Annotated in this window: 17 protein-coding genes and 2 tRNA genes; 16 read left to right on the forward strand and 3 right to left on the reverse strand. The window is 52.6% G+C overall.

All coding sequences use genetic code 11. The annotated features are described in order from the left end of the window. The first annotated feature begins 1 nt into the window (after position 1). On the forward strand, positions 2-1,330 hold the full coding sequence (locus DXA55_RS08125; protein ID WP_117801461.1) for a CCA tRNA nucleotidyltransferase: 1,329 nt from the start codon (positions 2-4) through the stop codon (positions 1,328-1,330). A 74-nt stretch (positions 1,331-1,404) separates the two neighbouring features. Here the strand turns inward: DXA55_RS08125 and DXA55_RS08130 are convergent, their stop codons facing one another. After that, entirely contained in the window at positions 1,405-3,315 is a 1,911-nt protein-coding gene (locus tag DXA55_RS08130; RefSeq protein ID WP_330415175.1) for a glycoside hydrolase family 20 zincin-like fold domain-containing protein, read from the reverse strand. Between the two features lie 202 nt (positions 3,316-3,517). Here DXA55_RS08130 and DXA55_RS08135 point away from each other — a divergent pair, with 202 nt between their 5' ends. The 11 genes from DXA55_RS08135 (at position 3,518) to DXA55_RS08185 (ending at position 14,369) form a co-directional block, all read left to right on the forward strand. After that, positions 3,518-4,495: a phosphotransferase gene (locus DXA55_RS08135; protein WP_117509466.1), complete on the forward strand. Its 978-nt coding sequence runs from the start codon at positions 3,518-3,520 to the stop codon at positions 4,493-4,495. Between the two features lie 241 nt (positions 4,496-4,736). Further along, positions 4,737-5,009 carry an HU family DNA-binding protein gene (locus DXA55_RS08140; RefSeq protein WP_022462103.1) on the forward strand — a complete coding sequence of 91 codons (273 nt, stop codon included), beginning with the start codon at positions 4,737-4,739 and terminating at the stop codon, positions 5,007-5,009. A gap of 10 nt (positions 5,010-5,019) precedes the next feature. Then, positions 5,020-5,259: an RNA-binding S4 domain-containing protein gene (locus DXA55_RS08145; protein WP_022462104.1), complete on the forward strand. Its 240-nt coding sequence runs from the start codon at positions 5,020-5,022 to the stop codon at positions 5,257-5,259. Between the two features lie 87 nt (positions 5,260-5,346). Further along, positions 5,347-5,625, forward strand: a complete 279-nt coding sequence (gene yabP / locus DXA55_RS08150) for a sporulation protein YabP (protein WP_330410109.1) — start codon at positions 5,347-5,349, stop codon at positions 5,623-5,625. A gap of 2 nt (positions 5,626-5,627) precedes the next feature. Then, the gene (gene yabQ, locus DXA55_RS08155; RefSeq protein WP_022462106.1) at positions 5,628-6,035 is read left to right on the forward strand and encodes a spore cortex biosynthesis protein YabQ; all 408 of its coding nucleotides are present in this window, start codon (positions 5,628-5,630) and stop codon (positions 6,033-6,035) included. A gap of 100 nt (positions 6,036-6,135) precedes the next feature. After that, complete coding sequence (locus DXA55_RS08160; protein ID WP_022462107.1) at positions 6,136-6,465, forward strand: FtsB family cell division protein; 330 nt, start codon at positions 6,136-6,138, stop codon at positions 6,463-6,465. Between the two features lie 74 nt (positions 6,466-6,539). Beyond that, entirely contained in the window at positions 6,540-7,988 is a 1,449-nt protein-coding gene (locus DXA55_RS08165) for a SpoIIE family protein phosphatase (RefSeq protein WP_117813687.1), read from the forward strand. Positions 7,989-8,034: 46 nt separating this feature from the next. Beyond that, on the forward strand, positions 8,035-9,456 hold the full coding sequence (gene tilS / locus DXA55_RS08170) for a tRNA lysidine(34) synthetase TilS (RefSeq protein WP_117813689.1): 1,422 nt from the start codon (positions 8,035-8,037) through the stop codon (positions 9,454-9,456). Continuing rightward, positions 9,453-9,989: a hypoxanthine phosphoribosyltransferase gene (gene hpt / locus DXA55_RS08175; protein ID WP_022462110.1), complete on the forward strand. Its 537-nt coding sequence runs from the start codon at positions 9,453-9,455 to the stop codon at positions 9,987-9,989. The genes tilS and hpt overlap by 4 nt, the downstream gene beginning before the upstream one ends. A 9-nt stretch (positions 9,990-9,998) precedes the next feature. Then, complete coding sequence (ftsH, locus tag DXA55_RS08180; protein WP_117509464.1) at positions 9,999-11,861, forward strand: ATP-dependent zinc metalloprotease FtsH; 1,863 nt, start codon at positions 9,999-10,001, stop codon at positions 11,859-11,861. Positions 11,862-12,278: 417 nt separating this feature from the next. Continuing rightward, entirely contained in the window at positions 12,279-14,369 is a 2,091-nt protein-coding gene (locus DXA55_RS08185; RefSeq protein ID WP_117813691.1) for a glycoside hydrolase family 13 protein, read from the forward strand. 126 nt (positions 14,370-14,495) lie between these two features. Here the strand turns inward: DXA55_RS08185 and DXA55_RS08190 are convergent. Continuing rightward, a tRNA-Leu gene (locus tag DXA55_RS08190) sits at positions 14,496-14,581 on the reverse strand. 3 nt (positions 14,582-14,584) lie between these two features. Beyond that, positions 14,585-14,666: transfer RNA gene (locus DXA55_RS08195), tRNA-Tyr, on the reverse strand. A gap of 180 nt (positions 14,667-14,846) precedes the next feature. Between DXA55_RS08195 and DXA55_RS08200 the strand changes: the two genes are divergently transcribed. From DXA55_RS08200 to DXA55_RS08215, 4 genes are read left to right on the forward strand one after another with little or no spacing between them, the layout of a single operon-like run. Beyond that, on the forward strand, positions 14,847-15,656 hold the full coding sequence (locus DXA55_RS08200; RefSeq protein WP_117813693.1) for an FAD binding domain-containing protein: 810 nt from the start codon (positions 14,847-14,849) through the stop codon (positions 15,654-15,656). Continuing rightward, a complete protein-coding gene (locus DXA55_RS08205) occupies positions 15,656-16,126 on the forward strand; it encodes a (2Fe-2S)-binding protein (RefSeq protein ID WP_022462114.1) in 471 nt (156 codons plus the stop codon). The genes DXA55_RS08200 and DXA55_RS08205 overlap by 1 nt, the downstream gene beginning before the upstream one ends. Then, complete coding sequence (locus DXA55_RS08210) at positions 16,123-18,462, forward strand: xanthine dehydrogenase family protein molybdopterin-binding subunit (RefSeq protein WP_117813694.1); 2,340 nt, start codon at positions 16,123-16,125, stop codon at positions 18,460-18,462. Before DXA55_RS08205 ends, DXA55_RS08210 begins: the two co-directional genes overlap by 4 nt. Then, the gene (locus DXA55_RS08215; protein ID WP_117813696.1) at positions 18,453-19,070 is read left to right on the forward strand and encodes a nucleotidyltransferase family protein; all 618 of its coding nucleotides are present in this window, start codon (positions 18,453-18,455) and stop codon (positions 19,068-19,070) included. Before DXA55_RS08210 ends, DXA55_RS08215 begins: the two co-directional genes overlap by 10 nt. Positions 19,071-19,107 lie beyond the last annotated feature (37 nt).

Consider the following 19,107-nt stretch of genomic DNA (forward strand, 5'->3'; position numbering starts at 1 on the left):
TTTGAAGATAAAAATGCCGCCAAGCGTAAATATGGTAATCGATTCCCTGCATGCGAAAGGCTTCGAGGCGTACGCGGTCGGAGGCTGTGTGCGCGATACGATTCTTGCGCGGGAGCCGGACGACTGGGATATTACAACCTCTGCTTCCCCACAGCAGGTAAAAGAAATTTTTGACCGCACCGTGGATACGGGACTGGAGCACGGAACGGTAACAGTTCTGGCCGGAAGCGGCGCGCACGAGGTCACGACGTACCGCATCGACGGAGAGTATGAGGACGGCCGCCATCCGAAAGAAGTGGTCTTTACCTCCAGCCTTGCCGAGGATCTGCGCCGCCGTGATTTTACGATCAATGCGATGGCATACAACAACGAAGAGGGGCTTGTGGATCTGTTCGATGGAATCAGGGATTTACAGCGCAAAGTCATCCGCTGTGTCGGAAATCCGACCGAGCGGTTCAGTGAGGATGCACTGCGGATCCTGCGTGCCCTCCGCTTTTCCGCACAGCTCGGCTTCAAACTCGATCCGGCAACACTGGATGCCATCATAGCACTCGCGCCGACGCTTGAAAAAATCAGCGCCGAGCGGATCCGTGTGGAACTGAATAAACTGCTGATCTCGAAACGGCCGGAGTACATGGAGGCCGTCTATGAGGCGGGTATTACAAAAATTGTGCTGCCGGAGTTTGATGAACTGATGAAAACGCCGCAGAACAATCCGCACCACTGCTATAATGTCGGTGAGCACACGATTGCCGCTCTGCAGCACGTTCCGGCAGATCCGATTCTGCGCTGGACGATGCTGCTCCACGACATTGCAAAACCGGCGTGCCGCACAACGGATGAGGCCGGCATCGATCATTTTAAAGGCCACGCACCGGCGGGGGAGAAAATGGCGAAAGCGATTCTGCGCCGTCTGAAATTCGACAACGAAACCATCCGCCAGGTCGCAGCATTGATCCGCTGGCATGACTGCCGCATGGCTCCGGAGAAACCGGTGATCCGCCGTATTCTGAACAAACTCGGCCCGGAGCTGTTCGAAAAACTGATGATCGTGCAGGAAGCCGATACGATGGCCAAAAGCCTGTACCAGCGGGAGAAAACCCTGGAACGGATCGGAAAGGTAAGGGAGTGCGTCAGAGAAATTCTCGATAACGGCGACTGCTTTACGTTGAAAATGCTGGCCGTTTCCGGCAAAGATCTGATGGAACTCGGTGTCCCAAAAGGCCCGAAAATCGGCGAATGCCTGAACGCGGCGCTGGAAGAAGTGATGAAAGATCCGGCGAAGAATACAAAAGAATACCTGACAGAGTACGTAAAAACACTGCTGTAAAGCCAAAACGGCAAACAAAAGAGAGCCGGGGACAGAACAATCCGTCCCCGGCTCTCTTTTGTTTTTTGCTGGTTTTATGCGTTCAGATCACGCAGCAGATCCGCATACCAGCAGAACACATGGGCAATGCGGTACAGTTCGCTCTCCTTGGAGACGGTGCGCCACAGCTCTTTATAGCTGTGCAGCCACCGTTCGAGATCTCCGGCGAGTGCAAAACAGTCTTCTTTCTCCGGCAGAGTACCCTCGGAAAGAAGGGAAGCGCGCAGGAACGGCAGCAGGCGGTTCAGCACTTTCAGGCCGTCTGCGGCGAGCAGGTACGCATAGATCATCGGACGGTTCTCCGGGCGGACGGTGCCGGCTTTCTCGTACAGAACGGCGCAGAGCGCGTCAATTGAAGCATTTGCTGCATCCGCATCGCCTTCCGCGCAGGAGCGGAGCAGTTCGGCAGCCTCTTCTTTGTCCTGATGCAGTTCGAGTGCTTCCTGTACCATAACGGCAGTGCGCCACGGATACGCATCCTGATGGCAGAGAAGATCGAGCACGGAAACGAGTTTTCCGGAAGCATCACCAAATTCCAGCACGGAAATCTGGCGGTTGATTTCCTCCTCCGGCAGAATGTCTGCATTCCAGGAGAACGCCGCGCCGTAGATCATGCCGATGCGGGAGAAGTCCGGGTGATTGATGTGGCCGTAATCGCCCCAGTCAGTGTTCAGAAGTCCCATCGCATGGCATTCGTGGCCGTAGCGCGCCATTCTGGAAATGTTTTCATACGCCTCATGATACTTGTTGATGAGCTGGTTCCATCCCTGTACGCCCGGGCACACATACAGATGCTCGGCACCGGAATTGGCAAGGCGGGTCAGACGCTCCGATGAAACATTTGACGCATAATCCCAGTGGAGGCAGATCAGGTTCTTCGGCAGGAGATGATAAGCTTCCGGCTCCTGGCTGATGACATCACTCCAGAACATCGGCGTGCGGCCGGATTCAGTGATATAGTTGGCAAGCTCTGTCACAAACTCGGTGTAGATGACGGTGGTTCCCTTTTCCTCGGCGAGTGCGCGGGAAGCCCCTTTTCCAAGGTCAAACGTTTCATCCGCGCAGAGATTGAAATACTTCGAGGAGAAGAGCTGCATATATTCGGAAAGAATGTGTTTGGCAAGGGAGAGGCTCTCCGGGTTTGTGATATCGAGCGTATGGTGCGCCTGGCGGTCATAGAAGGAGAACGGAGCCGAAGCAGAGCCTTCCAGTTCGCACAGATGTGCATACGATTTCGTGCAGAGCAGCTTGTACAGATGGCCGAAGCTTGCAAGCGACGGAACGAGATCAATGCCAAGTCCCTTGCAGTAGCGGTCCAGCTCGAGGATGTCCTCTGCAGTGAGCGGCGTATCGTCGCGCCACATCTCGGTCAGATCGTCGAAGAGATAGCTGTGCTCGATGTAGAGCTGAAGCTGATTGATTTTATAGAAGCTCAAGGTGGCGGCAAGCTGTTTCAGATAGGAAAGCGTCGGAACACGTCCGCGGGTCGCATCGTGGTAGAAGCCGCGGTTTTCCATGGCCGGTTTGTCGGAGATCAGGACGGTTGGAAGAACAGCACCTGCCTGGCGGATCATCTGACGGAGTGTCTGCACGCCGTAGAGAACGCCGCTTTCCAGAGATCCGCAGATCGTGATGTTTTCCGGTGTGACAGCGAGGGTATAAGCCTCACGGGATAATTCCGGAGAGGCAGTCAGATAGATCAGGTGTGATCCCACCGGCTGATGACGGCGGCAGATGGCAGGACGGAATCCCGTCTGTGTCTCAATCTCCTGCTGCAGAAGCTGTGCGGCAGAAAAAAGCTCAGCCGGGCTCTCGGAATCGAGAAAAATGCGGCTGTCATAGTGAATTGTAAAGGTGCCCTCTCCGTAGGAAGGGAAGATGGCTGTGGTAAGAAAATCATAAAAACCCTCCTTAAAATAAAATGATTTTAGAGAACCCCATAACAGGTGTTTTTCATCCTGTCAAGTTTGGAATATTTTACCATGCGGTGAAATTAAAAACAATAAAATAAGAGAAAAAGAAAACACTTTCAACATTGCTTTTGGGATGAAAGAAAAAACAGAAACCAGTATGCATGGCACAGGGCGGATACGCATACATTGAATCGTGACCCCAAAAACGATCACAACAGGGAAAGGAGTCAGGCTCTTGTATGATTATGGATTGAGTGTGCTGTCCCATTACGGTCTTACGGCTTCCGGCACAATGCGGGTGCGGGGCGCTTTATTGTGCCACACCGAACAGGGGGATAAGCTGATCAGCGAGTTCGGGACGGCGGCAGAAAAACTGGAGCAGCGGTATCTTCTACAGTGCCGCATCACGGAGTCGGGGCTCCTGCGGTGCGATCAGATTCTGCGGAACGAAGAGGGAGCGCTTGCAACGCGCGGGGACGACGGAGGAACGTACATTGTGCGGAACTGGTACCCGGGCCGGGAATGTGAGACGGGAAACAGTGAGGATCTTATCCGCGCCTCGGACGCGCTGGCGCGGCTACATACGGCAGCTCATCTGCCGGTGAAAATGGAATACCGGAGGGAATCCATCGTGGAGGAGTGCATCCGCCACAATGTGGAAATTCGAAAGATCCGAAAGTATTTGCAGACAAAAAAGAAGAAAAATGAGTTTGAAAAACTGCTGCTGGCAAGCGCCGGTCCGTATCTGGAACAGGGAGAGCGGGCGGCCGCGGAAATGAAAGCTTCTTCCTATGAAAAACTGCGGCAGCGGGCGGACGAAGAAGGCGCCGTCTGCCACGGGGAATTCAGCCAGCACAATATTCTGCTGGAAAACGGCAGAGGCGAAACGGCGGTCAATTTCGACAAGTGGAACTTCGATCTCCAGGTGGCAGATCTTGGCTATTTTATGCGGAAAATTCTGGAAAAACACGGCTGGAGCGAGCGCGCGGCAGAACGGATTTTAAACGCCTACAGCGCCAGACGGCCGCTCGATGAGGGGGAAATCGAGACACTCCGCCTCTATCTTTCCTATCCGTGGAAATACTGGAAACTGGCAAACCGCTACTACGGAAGCAGAAAATCGTGGATATCCGGGCGGAATACGGAGAAACTAAAAACACTCAATGCGCAGCAGGCAGACTGGCTGCGGTTTGTTAAGGGATCCTTCTTTTAACCGTGCGGTGGAAAAGAGTCTGTTTTGGGCAGAAATCGCCATAAAACCGCTGGTATGGGGGACTTTTTTCTTGACAAGAGAGACGCATTAGTATATAAATATATACAGCTACGCGAAAAAGCCGGTCAACGTAACAGACTGATCATCCGGAAGAAAAACAGCCGGCAGGGCAGGTCGTGTGTATCAGCGGGCCCGCGTACCATGTAAAAAACAAATGTAAGATACAGGAGGAGTAAAACTCATGAACAAAACAGAATTAGTTGCAGCTATGGCTGAGCAGACAAATTTATCCAAAAAAGATGCAGAGGCTGCTTTAAAAGCATTTATCGATGTAGTATCTGAAGAATTAAAGAAAGGTGAGAAAGTTCAGCTGGTAGGCTTTGGTACCTTCGAAGTATCCGAAAGAGCAGCAAGAGAAGGAAGAAATCCGCAGACTGGCGAGACCATGGAAATCAAAGCTTCCAAAACTCCGAAATTCAAAGCAGGAAAAGCTTTAAAGGACATGATGAACTAAGTAAAAATCTATGCGCTTAGATAAATTTTTAAAAGTATCAAGACTGATCAAGCGGCGTACCGTAGCCAATGAAGCCTGTGATGCAGGCCGTGTCCTCGTCAACGACAGACCGGCAAAAGCATCCGCACAGGTCAAGGCAGGAGATGTACTGGAAATTCAGTTCGGAAGTAAATCCGTCAGGGTAGAAGTGCTGAATGTGCAGGAAACCGTGAAAAAAGAAGAAGCACAGGAGCTTTACCGCTACTTATAAGAAGTGCGGCAGGATTCATGTGCAGCGAATAAAAAGAGAAAACCTTCATATAATGGGTGTATAGACCATTGTATGGAGGTTTTTTGCATGGGAGAGATGAACGAACAGGCGCACCGCCTTTTACTGGAACAGCGGAAAACACTTTCTCTTGGCGGCGTGCAGGATGTGAAAAGCTTTGATGAGAACGAAGTTCTGCTCGTGACCGTCTGCGGTGTTCTTACCATCCGCGGAAAAGAGCTGCATGTGGGCCGCCTGGAGCTGGAAAAGGGAGAGGCGGATATCGAAGGCAGCATCGACAGCCTGGTCTATACGGAACATGGGCCGCTGCAGAAGAAGGGGTCTGCGCTTGCGCGGCTGTTCCGGTAAAAATGAGTGCGTATGTCACCCGGGAGCTGATTCTGCTCGCCTGTTCCATCTGGCAGGGGGCAGTCCTGGGGTTCTGGTACGATCTGATCAAGACAGCGCGGAAACTGATCCGCCACAGCCATGCGGCGGTATCAGCAGAGGACCTCTGCTACTGGATTGCGGCAGCGCTGTATCTGTTTGTACGGATTTACGGAGAGAACAGCGGCATTCTCCGCGGGTATCTGTTTGGCGGCATCCTTGGGGGCGCTGCGTTGTACCACGCATCGTTTGGGCGTTTTCTTCCGGAACTTCTGGCAAAGGGAATCAAAAAAGCAGGGCGAATCCTCGCTTTTCCAGGAAAATGGCTGGTAAAAAGTATGAAAAAACGGAGAAAAAGGTTGAAATTTCATGGGAAGAACGGTAAGATGTAACTACACATGTAAGAACAAAAGAAACAAGTCTGCGGACGAAAAACAACAGATAGTTTGGCTGCAGACGGTTGGAAAATAGAAAGCAAGGGTAAAGAAAAGAATGAAAGAAAGGGAAGAAAAGAATTCTGGCCGAAAGAAAAAAGTCAGAAAGAAGAGCCGTACAACAGAGTTCTCAATTACCGTAGTCCTGTGCTGCCTGGTTGCAGTCCTTACCGTAAAGGGAATCAGCCTTCAGCAGAAGGTCAATGCAAATGCATCCCGTCTTTCCAGTCTGGACAGCCAGATTGAAGAGGAGAAGCAGCGCACCGATGATATTACCGCCTTGAAAGAATACATGCAGACCGATGAGTACATAGAAAAAACGGCAAGAGAAAAACTTGGCATGGTAAAGGATAATGAGATTTTATTTAAAGAATCCCAGTCGAAATAAACAAAACAGATAAAGAAAGGGCATGATTTCGCAGTCCCCTTTGAAGTCCAGAACAAAGAGAGGAGGAGCGGAACATGCCGGAGTGGATCATTGCCATGTTCCTGATCGGCGCATTGCTGTCAGCAGGGGACATGGCTAAAATTTTTTTGGAAGCCAGAAGAAGCCGCCGGGAAGCGGCCGTCTATGACAATCATCCGCAGAAACTGCAGATGGAGCACTACGCCGATTCGTTCCGCGTTCTGGCAGAGAGCTTTTACCAGATGCCGTCAAAAAGTGTGATGCCGGAGACGGGCCGGGTGGACAAGATTCTGGAAAAAGAACAGCAGGAAGTCTGTAGCCGCTGTGCGAAGGCGTCGTGGTGCTGGGAGCAGTACGGAAACCTGACGCGCGAGCGGTGCCAGGAACTTCTTCAGACAATCGCCGACGGGGATGAGGACGAGATCAGCCGTGCAAAAGGCGAATGGAACGCCTCCTGCCTGAACGGCTCCCGCTTTCTGGAACTGTTCTGGAACCGCTACCAGCAGGAACGCCAGACGGCGCTCTGGTCGGGGCGTGTGGCGGAGAGCCGCCGCGTGGTGGCAGAACAGTTAAGTGAAGTCGCCGGGATTATGGACCGCGCCGCGTGTGATCTGTACAGCCTCAACAGTCTGCCGGACGAGCTCTCGGAAAAAATCTGCCGCCAGATGAAGAAAAACGGGGCTTTCGTCCAGAAAATCTGGCTCCAGGAGCGGCCGAAAGAGCATTTACAGATCTATATGACGGTCAAAGCGGGCCGTCACTGCCGGATCACGCTTCGCCAGACGGCGGAACTGATCGGTTCCCTGTGCGGAATCCCGATGGTTGCGGTACGCGACGGGGCACAGGTCTTAAGCGGAGAATACCAGACGGTGCTGTTTCAGGAGGATGTGAAATTCCAGGTTCTCTACGGTGTGGGACGCATCACCAAGGAGCAGGAGAGTATCTCCGGGGACAATTACAGTGTGCTCTGCGAAAACGGCCAGTTTGTCCTCTGCCTGTCGGACGGCATGGGTTCCGGGATCGAGGCAAACAGGGAGAGCGAGACGGTGGTGGAGCTGTTTGAACAGTTCCTGCGCGCCGGATTCCCGCGGATCATGGCGGCACGGATGATCAATTCGATGCTTCTGCTGCAGCCAAAGGAAGGGATGTTTTCCACGTTTGATGTTGCTTCGATTAATCTCTACACAGGCGTCTGCAGCTTTTTGAAAGGAGGTGCATCGCCGACGTTCCTTAGGCGGGATACGTGGGTGGAGGTTGTGGAGTCGACCAGTCTTGCCGCAGGTCTCGTTTCCCAGACGGATTTTGATACCACAACGAAAAAGCTGTACGACGGTGATTACCTTGTGATGATGACGGACGGAGTGCTGGACGCGCTGCCCGGGGACAGGACGGAGCAGATGAAGCAGCTTCTTCTCGAAGTGAAAAATAGCGAGCCGCGGGAATTTGCCCGGGAGCTTTTGGAACGCGTGCTGCGCCTCGGCGGCTGCCGCGCACGGATGATATGACGGTTCTGGTCGCCAGAATCTGGAAAAATAGGAGTAAAAACGAAGGATGCGAGAGAAAGTAAGAGCCTTTATGGAACAGTATCATATGGTAATGGCAGGCGAACGCGTGCTGCTCGGCCTTTCCGGCGGCGCGGATTCCGTCTGCCTGTTTCATCTGCTGCGGGAACTGCAGGAGCCGCTTGGCTTTTCGCTGCTGGCTGTCCACGTCAACCATAATCTGCGCGGCGCGGAAGCCGGGCGGGATGCGGCATTTGCAGAAAATCTGTGCCGGGAATATGATGTTCCGTTCTATCTCTATTCCTGTCCCGTGGAGAAGATCGCAAAAGAAAAGCATCTCTCGACGGAGGAGGCGGGACGCGCGGCGCGGCAGGAAGTTTTTGCAGCGTGCGCAAAGGAGCAGAGGGCAGTGAAAATTGCGCTCGCCCATCACCAGGATGACGTTGCGGAGACGATGCTGCATCACCTGGCACGGGGAACGTCGCTGGCCGGACTTGCCTCCTTACGCCCCGTGCGGGGGAATGTGATCCGTCCGCTTCTCTGCGTCGGACGAAAAGAGATCCGGCAGGAACTGGAAAGCCGTAAGTGTTCCTGGTGTGAGGACAGCACGAATGCAGAGGATGCTTACACGAGGAACGGAATCCGCCACCATGTGCTGCCGTATCTGACCGAAGAGGTCAATCCGCGTGCCGCCGCGCATATGGCACAGACATCGCTGGACCTGCTGGAAACGGAGGAATATCTGGAGCAGCAGACGGATCAGCTGATGGAGCGGTATGCATCCGCAGAGAAAAATGCGGTTGTGCTGCGTGATGCGGTGAGCAGCGAAGCGCCTCTTCTGCAGCGCTACGTGATCCGGCGCGTTCTGGAACAGCTGGCGGGAAAACGGAAGGATCTTACCAGGGAGCATCTGGAATCTGTGCGGGAACTTTTTGAAAAGCAGGTCGGAAAAAGTGTCTGCCTGCCGTATGGAATCACCGCCGTGCGCAGATACGAGACGCTCCGCCTGGAAAAGCAGGGAGTGCATTTAAAAGAAGAACGGAAAAGGAAAAGCGGCGAAGAAGTTCCAATTCCGGTTCCGGCCGGGTGGGAAGAGGAAAAAAGTCTCGCATTTGCAGAAAATCCAGTCACGATTGTGAAAAAAACATCGGTTTTTCCCGAAAGAATTGAAGAAAAAAAGTATACGAAATGCTTTGACTGTGATAAAATAAAAGACGGTCTTGTCCTCCGCACGAGAAGAAGCGGAGATTATCTGAGAGTAACCGCAAAAGGCGGGAAAAAGAAACTAAAAGATTATATGATTGATGCCAAGATACCGAAAGAGGAGCGGGATTCCATTCTGCTGCTCGCCGACGGACCGGAGATCTGGTGGGTCGTGGGGTATCGCAGAGGAGAGAGCGGCCGTGTCGGGGAAGACACGAAAGCAGTTCTGCAGATACAGATTGGCGTTGGTAAGGAGGAAAACAGATGAAAGAGACAATCAGAGTATTATTAAGCGAAGAAGAAGTAGACAGACGAATTAAAGAAGTAGCAGACCAGATCAACCGCGATTACGCAGGAAAAGAAGTGCACCTGATCTGCGTTTTAAAAGGCGGCGTATTCTTTATGTGCGAGCTGGCAAAACGCATCACAGTGCCGGTAAGCCTTGACTTTATGTCCGTATCAAGTTACGGCGATGACACCAAGTCCAGCGGAGTTGTCCGTATTGTAAAAGACCTGGATCAGCCGCTGGAAGGAAAAGATGTTCTGATCGTGGAGGATATCATCGATTCCGGAAGAACGCTTTACTATCTGATCGACATCCTGAAAAAGAGAAATCCGAAATCCGTACACCTGTGTACTCTGCTCGACAAGCCGGAGCGCAGAGTGCGCGATGTCAAAGTAGATTATACCTGCTTTAATATCCCGGACGAGTTCGTCGTAGGCTACGGTCTGGATTACGCACAGAAATATCGGAATCTTCCATACATCGGAGTAGTGGAGTTTCACGAAGACGAGGAGTAAAAAGAAAATATGAACAGACAGCGCAGTGGATTTGGACTCTACGCGGCGTTTATGGTGATTATCGTGCTTGCCATGTTCTATATCACCGGAAAAATCAGCGCAGGCAGCAGTCCAAGTCAGCAGAAATTTGAAACCGCCGTAAAAGACGGCAAAGTGACATCCGCGCAGATTGTCCAGAACAAAGAAGTGCCGACCGGCTCCGTCGTGGTACAGGAGCAGGGCGGTGACAGTTATACGGTCAATGTGACCGACGTAAACGCAGCTATCAGCCTTCTGGAGGATGCTGATGTAACGTACACCGTACAGAATGTCCAGAGAGACAGCATTTTCATGACGTCCGTCCTGCCGGCCCTGCTGCTCGGTATGATCCTTCTTTTCGGCATGTCGATGATGAACCGCTCCATGGGCGGCGGTGGAGGCGGCGGAAACAAAATGATGAATTTTGGAAAAAGCAACGCCCATATGTCCACCGACAAAGACAAAAAAGTCCTGTTCCGCGATGTTGCGGGCTTAAAAGAGGAAAAAGAAGACCTCGTTGAGGTGGTCGATTTCCTGAAAGCACCGGAGAAATATACACAGGTCGGCGCGAGAATCCCGAAAGGAGTTCTTCTTGTGGGCCCTCCTGGAACCGGTAAAACCCTTCTGGCGAAAGCTGTTGCAGGAGAGGCAGGCGTGCCGTTCTTCAGCATTTCCGGATCCGATTTCGTGGAAATGTTCGTCGGCGTCGGCGCTTCCCGTGTCCGCGACCTGTTTGAGGAAGGAAAAAAACATGCGCCGTGCATCATCTTCATCGATGAGATCGACGCCGTGGCAAGACGAAGAGGCACCGGTATGGGCGGCGGCCACGATGAGAGAGAGCAGACATTAAACCAGCTTCTCGTTGAGATGGATGGTTTCGGCGTCAATGAGGGCATCATCGTGATGGCAGCGACGAACCGTGTCGATATCCTGGATCCGGCGATTCTCCGTCCGGGCCGTTTTGACCGCCGCGTGGTTGTAGGACCGCCGGATGTCATGGGCCGTGAGGAAATCCTGAAAGTCCATGCAAAGAACAAACCGCTGGCCGAGGATGTGGATCTGAAACAGATCGCGCAGACGACCGCAGGCTTCACCGGCGCAGAGCTGGAGAACCTGCTGAACGAGGCAGCAATCATGGCGGCAAAGGACCGCAGAAGATTTGTGCGCCAGGCCGATATCAAGTCTGCTTTCATCAAAGTGGGCATCGGTGCGGAGAAGCGCAGTAAAGTCATTTCGGATAAAGAAAAACGGATCACCGCATACCATGAGACAGGCCATGCGATCCTGTTCCATATGCTGCCGGATATGGAGGCGGTCTATACGATCTCCATTATCCCGACAGGTCCTGGCGCAGCGGGCTACACGATGCCGCAGCCGGAGAATGACGATATGTTCCAGACGAGAGGCAAAATGATGCAGTACATCACCGTATGCCTCGGCGGCCGTGTGGCAGAGGAGCTGATCTTCGACGATATCACAACGGGCGCATCCCAGGATATCAAACAGGCGACGGCTACCGCCCGTTCCATGATTACGAAGTACGGTATGTCTGAGAACCTTGGTCTTGTTGCATACGATTCCGACTCGGATGAGGTCTTCATCGGCCGCGACTGGGGCCATACGAAGAGCTACAGCGAGAATGTAGCCGCAGCCATCGACGAGGAAGTCCGCCAGATGATCGAGAAATGCCACGATCAGGCGAAACAGATTATTCTGGAGCATTCCTATGTGCTGCATGAGTGTGCAAAGCAGCTGATGGAAAAAGAGAAGCTGAGCCGTGCTGAATTCGAAGCCATTTTTGAGCAGGAAGCACAGATGACAGGAACAGCACCGGAAGTTTCTGGAGAAATCTGATATCTTTTTATTTGCAATAGAAAACCTGCAGAGAACAAAAAAGTTTTTTGCAGGTTTTTTTCTGCGATTTTACGGGCGTTTGTGCAAATTAAAACAGAAAATCCGAAACGCCGGAAAAATTCATCGTTATTTTGAATAAGAATCAAATGAAAAAAAATCGCGATTTGTGCAGACTTTTCGAGGGACGTATGGTACTATAATAACTGTAAAAACCCCCCAATACATTATATAGTTTTTGCTACACCCCATAAGAGAAATACCTTCTCCAAAAGAGCCAGCGTACCCCGCTGGCTCTTTTACTATATAAAAATCCAATAAACACAATCGTTACATGTGTTCAGAAAAAGGTTGTATTACATGGCAGTGTGGGGTAAAATATAAGGAATGAATGATTGAGAAAGACAGAGGCGTTAGTTCATGGATAAAACAAGAATGCAGCAGTATATGTCACAGATGCGGGCGATGTTCAACAAGCATGCGCTCTACAGCGATGAATCCCCGCAGTATCAGATTCCGTTTGAGCCGAACCCGGGCGACACGGTGAAGATCCGGTTCCGTACCCTGAAAAATAATGTAGATGCGGTTTATTTCATCAGCGGTTCCACCCGTGCACAGATGCAGGTCGGTTTGGTCCGGAACGGTTTTGATTATTACGAGATCGAGATTCCGGTCGGAAATGAGCCGATCCGCTATTTTTTTGAGATTCAGGCAGGCCGCGTGGTCTGTTATTACAACAAGCTCGGTGTCACAAGAGAGCTGCAGGAGATGTACTCTTTCGGCATTATCCCGGGCTTCCATACGCCGGACTGGGCGAAGGGCGCTGTCATGTATCAGATTTTTGTGGACCGCTTCTGCAACGGAGATCCGTCCAACGATGTGCTGACGGGAGAGTACAGCTACATCGGTGAGCAGGTCAACAAGGTGGATGACTGGAACCGCTTCCCGGAGCAGATGGATGTCCGCAATTTCTACGGCGGCGATCTGCAGGGCGTCATTGACAAGATGGATTATCTGCAGGATCTCGGTGTGCAGGTCATTTATCTGAATCCGGTGTTTGTTTCGCCGTCGAACCATAAGTATGATATTCAGGATTATGACTATATTGATCCGCATTTCGGAAAGATTGTCTCCGACGAAGGCGATCTGCTCTGGCCGGGCGACAAGGACAATACGCGGGCAACGCGGTATATTGACCGTGTGACGAACAAGGCGAACCTGGAGGCGAGCAATGAACTGTTTATCCACCTGGTGGAGGAGGCGCACAAGCGCGGCATGAAGGTGATTCTGGACGGCGTTTTCAACCACTGTGGTTCGTTTAACAAGTGGCTGGACCGCGAGCGGATTTATGAGGCCGGAAAGGGCTATGAGCCGGGCGCGTATGTGGCGCAGGACAGTCCGTATCACACGTTTTTTAAGTTTTATAATGAGCATAACTGGCCGTACAATGAGTTTTATGACGGCTGGTGGGGCCATGATACGCTGCCGAAGCTGAACTACGAGGGTTCGGAGAAGCTGATGGAGGATATTATGCGCATCGGCGCGAAGTGGGTTTCTCCGCCGTTTAATGCGGACGGCTGGCGGCTGGATGTGGCCGCAGACTTAGGACACAGCCCGGAGTTTAACCACAAGTTCTGGAAGGAGTTCCGGCGCGTTGTGAAGGAGGCGAATCCGGAGGCGATTATTCTGGCGGAGCACTACGGCGATGCGATGAGCTGGCTGCAGGGCGACGAGTGGGATACGGTGATGAACTATGATGCGTTTATGGAGCCGGTTTCCTGGTTCCTCACGGGTATGGAGAAGCACAGTGATGAGTTTAACCAGGGGCTTCTCGGAAACAGTGAGAGTTTTATCGGGGCGATGACGTATCATATGCCGGCGTTTTATGCGCCTTCGCTGTATACGGCGATGAATGAGCTGGATAATCATGATCATTCGCGGTTCCTCACGAGAACGAATCATCGTGTGGGGCGTGTGGCGAATGTTGGGCCGTATGCGGCTGCGGAGAATACGAATAAGGCGGTGCTGCGCGAGGCGGTTGTGATTCAGATGACGTGGCCGGGGGCGCCGACGCTGTATTATGGGGATGAGGCCGGCCAGGTTGGGTTTACGGATCCGGATAACCGGAGGACGTATCCCTGGGGACAGGAGGATCAGGAGCTGATCCGATTCTATAAAGAAATGATTGCGGTGCATCGGAGATTTCCGGTGCTGGCGATGGGATCGCTGAAATTTTTGTACCATGATTATAATGTGCTTTCTTATGGACGGTTTAATCAGGAGGAGCAGGTGATTGTGATAATTAATAACCGGAATGAGAGGGTGCATGTGGAGATTCCGGTGTGGCTTACCGGGATTAACCGGAGTTCGGTGGCGAAGCTGACGCAGGTGTTTGCGACGGATGCGGTGGGATTTTCTTCGGAGGAGAAAGAAATCGAGGCACCGGCGGGCATACTGGAGATGGATTTGCTGCCGTTATCGGGAGTGGTACTGCATAGATGCGAGGAGTGACGGACGCCTCGCCGCCGCATCACGCAAGACCGAACGGGCGGCGGCGAGGCTGGTAGTGGGGACGGGAGATTGAAAAATAGAAATGGAAAAAGAGCTCCGATTCGTATGAATCAGAGCTCTTAATCGTGCCGCAAACCGGGATCGAACCGGTACGGGTATCACTACCCACGGGATTTTAAGTCCCGGGCGTCTGCCAGTTCCGCCACTGCGGCATATGGACGGAGATGGATTCGAACCATCGAAGCAATTTGCAGCAGATTTACAGTCTGTCCCCTTTGGCCACTCGGGAATCCGTCCATGTATTTTGTTTTGTGTCAGAATGACTTCCGACATTGAATGATTATACTGGATGTGGAGGGAAAATGCAAGGGTTTTTTTGAAAAAAATAGAAAAAAGTTGAAAGGGGGGAGCAGGTCGGGTATAATATCAAATATATGGGCTTCTATATTGAGTAAAAATGGAGGATATAGGGTAAGTATGATTAAGATTAAGGATTATGTCCGGGTGGGGTCGCTGGAGGAGGCGTATGAGCTGAATCAGAAGAGAAGCGCCTGTATCCTGGGTGGGATGCTCTGGACGAAGATGGGGCAGAGGCAGGTGCAGACGGCGATTGATTTGTCCGGGCTGGGACTGGATCAGATTGAAGAGTCCGAGGAGGAGTTTTCGATTGGATGTATGGTGACGCTGCGGCAGATGGAGGAGCATGAGGGGCTGAATGCTTATACCGACGGTGCGGCACGGGAGAGTGTGCGGAGTATTGTCGGGGTGCAGTTCCGGAATCTGGCTACGGTGGGAGGCAGTATTTTCGGCAGATTTGGATTTTCGGATGTGCTGACGCTGTTTCTGGCGCTGGATACGGAGGTGGAGCTGGTTCATGCGGGACGGATGCCGCTGGCGGAGTTTGCCTGTTCAAAGAGAGACAGGGATGTGCTGGTAAGGCTGATTGTGAAGAAGCATGAGGGTGTTACGGTTTATCAGAGTCATCGAAATTCCAGAACGGATTTCCCGGTGCTGACGTGTGCGGTGCGGGTGGAAGACGGAAAAGGATGTGCGGTGCTTGGGGCAAGACCGGCGAAGGCGGCACGTGTAGAGCTTCCGGCGGAGCTGGCGGAAAAGCTGGCGGCTGGAAAGGCATCTGCGGAGGAGCTGAAGGCGGCGGCTTCGGAGATTTCTGATCAGTTTACATATGGCAGTAATATGCGCGGAAGTGCAGGGTATCGTCATCATCTGGGACGGGTGCTGCTGCGCAGATGTATGGAAGAAATTCAGAAGAAGGAGGAGCAGTGATGAAGATTTCGATGATCTTAAATGGAAAGAAGACGGAAGCGGAAATTGATGCAGACATGCTCCTGATCGATTTTGTGAGAAGCCAGGGATGCTACAGTGTGAAGCGCGGCTGTGAGACGTCGAACTGCGGGCTGTGTACGGTTTTTCTGGAGGGAAAACCGGTGCTGTCGTGTTCGGTGCTTGCGGCGCGGGCGAATGGATGTAAGGTGGATACGCTGGAAGGCCTGCAGGAGGAAGCAGAAGAATTTGGTTCCTTTATTGCCGGACAGGGCGCCGAGCAGTGCGGGTTCTGCAATCCGGGGATGATTATGAATGCGATTGCGCTGTTCCGGGAAAATCCGGATCCGAGTGAGGAAGAAATTAAAGAATATCTGGCGGGAAATCTCTGCCGCTGTTCCGGATATGAAGGACAGCTTCGGGGAATTTTGAATTTCCTTGCCTGGAAAAAGCAGCAGGGAGGTGCGTCATGAGCAGAGAAAATCATATCTATGAACCGGACTGGTCGGGAAGAACCGATCAGCTCTGCAGTGTGAATAAACCGGTGATCAAAAAGGATGCCCTCACGCTGGTAACCGGAAAGCCGGTTTATGTAGATGATCTGGCGCCGAAGGATTGTCTGATTGTCAAGGTACTGCGGAGTCCGCATGCCAATGCAATCGTAAAATCCGTGAAAAAGACGGCAGCAGAGCGTGTTCCGGGCATTGAGGCGATTTATACCTGGGAGGATGTGCCGAAACAGCGTTTTACAATGGCAGGACAGACCTACCCGGAACCAAGCCCGTATGACCGTCTGATCCTCGATCAGCATGTGCGCTACGTGGGAGATCCGGTGGCGATTATTGCCGGAAAAGATGAAAAATGCGTGGACCGTGCGCGGAAGCTCCTGAAAGTAGAGTACGAAGTGCTTCCGGCCATTCTGGATTTTCATCAGTCCAAGGATAATGAACTGCTGGTGCATCCGGAGGAAAGCTGGAAATCGCTCTGTCCGGTCGGTGCGGACAATCAGAGAAATCTCTGTGCAAGTGCGGAAGATCACAACGGAGATGTGGAAGCCGTGCTCGCAGAGTGCGATGAGGTCGTAGAGCATACGTATCATGTACGCGCAGCCCAGCAGGCGATGATGGAGACGTTCCGGACATACTGCTTTATGGATACCTACGGACGGCTGAATGTGCTGAGCTCGACCCAGATCGTTTACCATGCGCGCCGCATTCTGTCCAATGCACTCGGCATTCCGAAATCGAAGATCCGTGTTTCCAAGCCGAGAATCGGCGGCGGATTCGGAGCGAAGCAGACGGTGGTTGCCGAAATTTTCCCGGCGTTTGTAACCTGGAAAACCGGAAAACCGTCGAAAATGATCTTTACGAGAGAAGAGTCCCAGACAGCATCCACACCGCGCCATGAGATGGAAGTAACGATCCGCCTCGGTGCGATGAAGGACGGAAGAATCCGTGCGATCGATCTGTATACACTTTCCAACACGGGTGCATACGGCGAGCATGGACCGACAACGGTCGGCCTTTCCGGCCACAAATCGATTCCGATGTATGGATCTCTTGAGGCTTACCGGTTTGCGTATGATGTTGTGTATTCCAACGTAATGTCAGCCGGTGCTTACCGCGGATACGGTGCGACGCAGGGTATCTTTGCCGTAGAATCTGCTGTCAGTGAGATGGCAGCGCGTCTTGGCATCGATCCGATCCGGATCCGGGAGCAGAACATGGTCCGTGAGGGACAGTTCATGCCGGCTTACTATGGCGAAACGGCAAACAGCTGTGCGCTTGACCAGTGCGTGGAGCGTGCGAAAGAGATGATCGGCTGGGATGAGAAATATCCGTGCCGTGATATGGGAAATGGAAAGGTGCGCAGCGTCGGCATTGCGATGGCGATGCAGGGCTCCTGTATTTCCAATCTCGATGTCGGATCGGCAACAATCAAAGTCAACGACGACGGCGGCTATACGATGCTGATCGCAGCGGCCGATATGGGAACCGGCTGCGATACGATTCTGTCCCAGATGGCGGCAGAGTGTCTGGAGTGTGATGTGGATGACATTACTGTTGTCGGCGCAGATACCGATACGTCCCCGTATGACTCCGGTTCCTATGCATCGAGTACGACGTATATTACCGGAAAAGCGGTGGAAAAAGCCTGCATGACGCTTCGGAAACGAATCTGTGCCCTGGCGGCAGAGCGGATGAACGTGCCGGAAGATGAGACAGAATTTACCGGTACCGGCGTCGTGCATGAAAAGAGCGGAAGCAGCATGACGATGGAAGAAATCGCAACAGCGGCCATGTGCAATAACGGCATCGCGCTGGAAGCGACGGAAAGCAACTGCTCTCCGGTATCGCCGCCGCCTTATATGGCTGGTGCGGTCGAGATCGAGCTGGATAAAGAGACCGGCGAGGTCAGGATTCTCGATTATGCCGCTGTTGTCGACTGCGGAACCGTCATCAACCCGAACCTTGCGCGCGTACAGGTCGAGGGCGGTCTGGTGCAGGGCATCGGCATGACGCTGTTTGAAAATATCCAGTACACGGACAAGGGTCAGATGATCAATAATTCGTTTATGCAGTATAAAGTGCCGACCCGCCTCGATATGGGCAGGCTGCGCGTCGAGTTTCGGAGCAGCTACGAGCCGACCGGTCCGTTCGGTGCAAAATCGATCGGCGAGATCGTCATCAACACACCGGCTCCGGCGCTGGCACATGCAATCTACAATGCGACGGGTCTGTGGTTCCGCGAACTGCCGATCACGAGCGAGCAGATTGCAATGGGAATTGCGGAAAAAGAATGCGAGTAACGATACTTTATCTGGCAGCCGGGAACAGCAGACGGTTCGGGGAAAATAAGCTGCTCTATCCGCTGGATGGAAAGGCGGTGTACCGCCATCTGCTGGACCGGCTGGCCCAAATTGCCAGAAGGCATGAGAACTGGGAACTGCTGGTTGTGACGCAGTATGAAAGGATTCTGGAGGAGCTTGCGCCGCTGGTAAAAGCCGGGCGTCTGCAGACGGTGTTTTCGCCGGACAGCGAAAAAGGAATTTCCTATACAATCCGCGCGGGAATCGAGGCGGCGGAGAAGCAAAATGCCGATGCCTGTGCGTGTTTTGTGGCGGATCAGCCGTACCTGAAGGAAGAGACGGCGGAGCGCTTTCTGGAATCCATGGAGATGCAGAAGGCTCCACTTGGCTGCGTTTTCTGCGGCGGCGAGAGCGGCAATCCGGCGTGGTTTTCAAAACCTTATTTTTCAGAACTAAAAGAACTTTCCGGCGACCGCGGCGGGAAAAAGGTGCTGAAACGGCACTGGGAATCGGTAATTCCGTTCCTGGTCGAAGCCGCGTGGGAATTAAAGGATCTGGACCGGAAAGAGGATCTCTGCTGCAGAGACACCGGCGGCTGCCATGAATAAAATTTGAGACAGTGCGAAATTTGATGGATTTGGACTT

This window comes from Blautia sp. OF03-13 (assembly GCF_003460685.1).
GTDB lineage: Bacteria > Bacillota > Clostridia > Lachnospirales > Lachnospiraceae > Fusicatenibacter > Fusicatenibacter saccharivorans.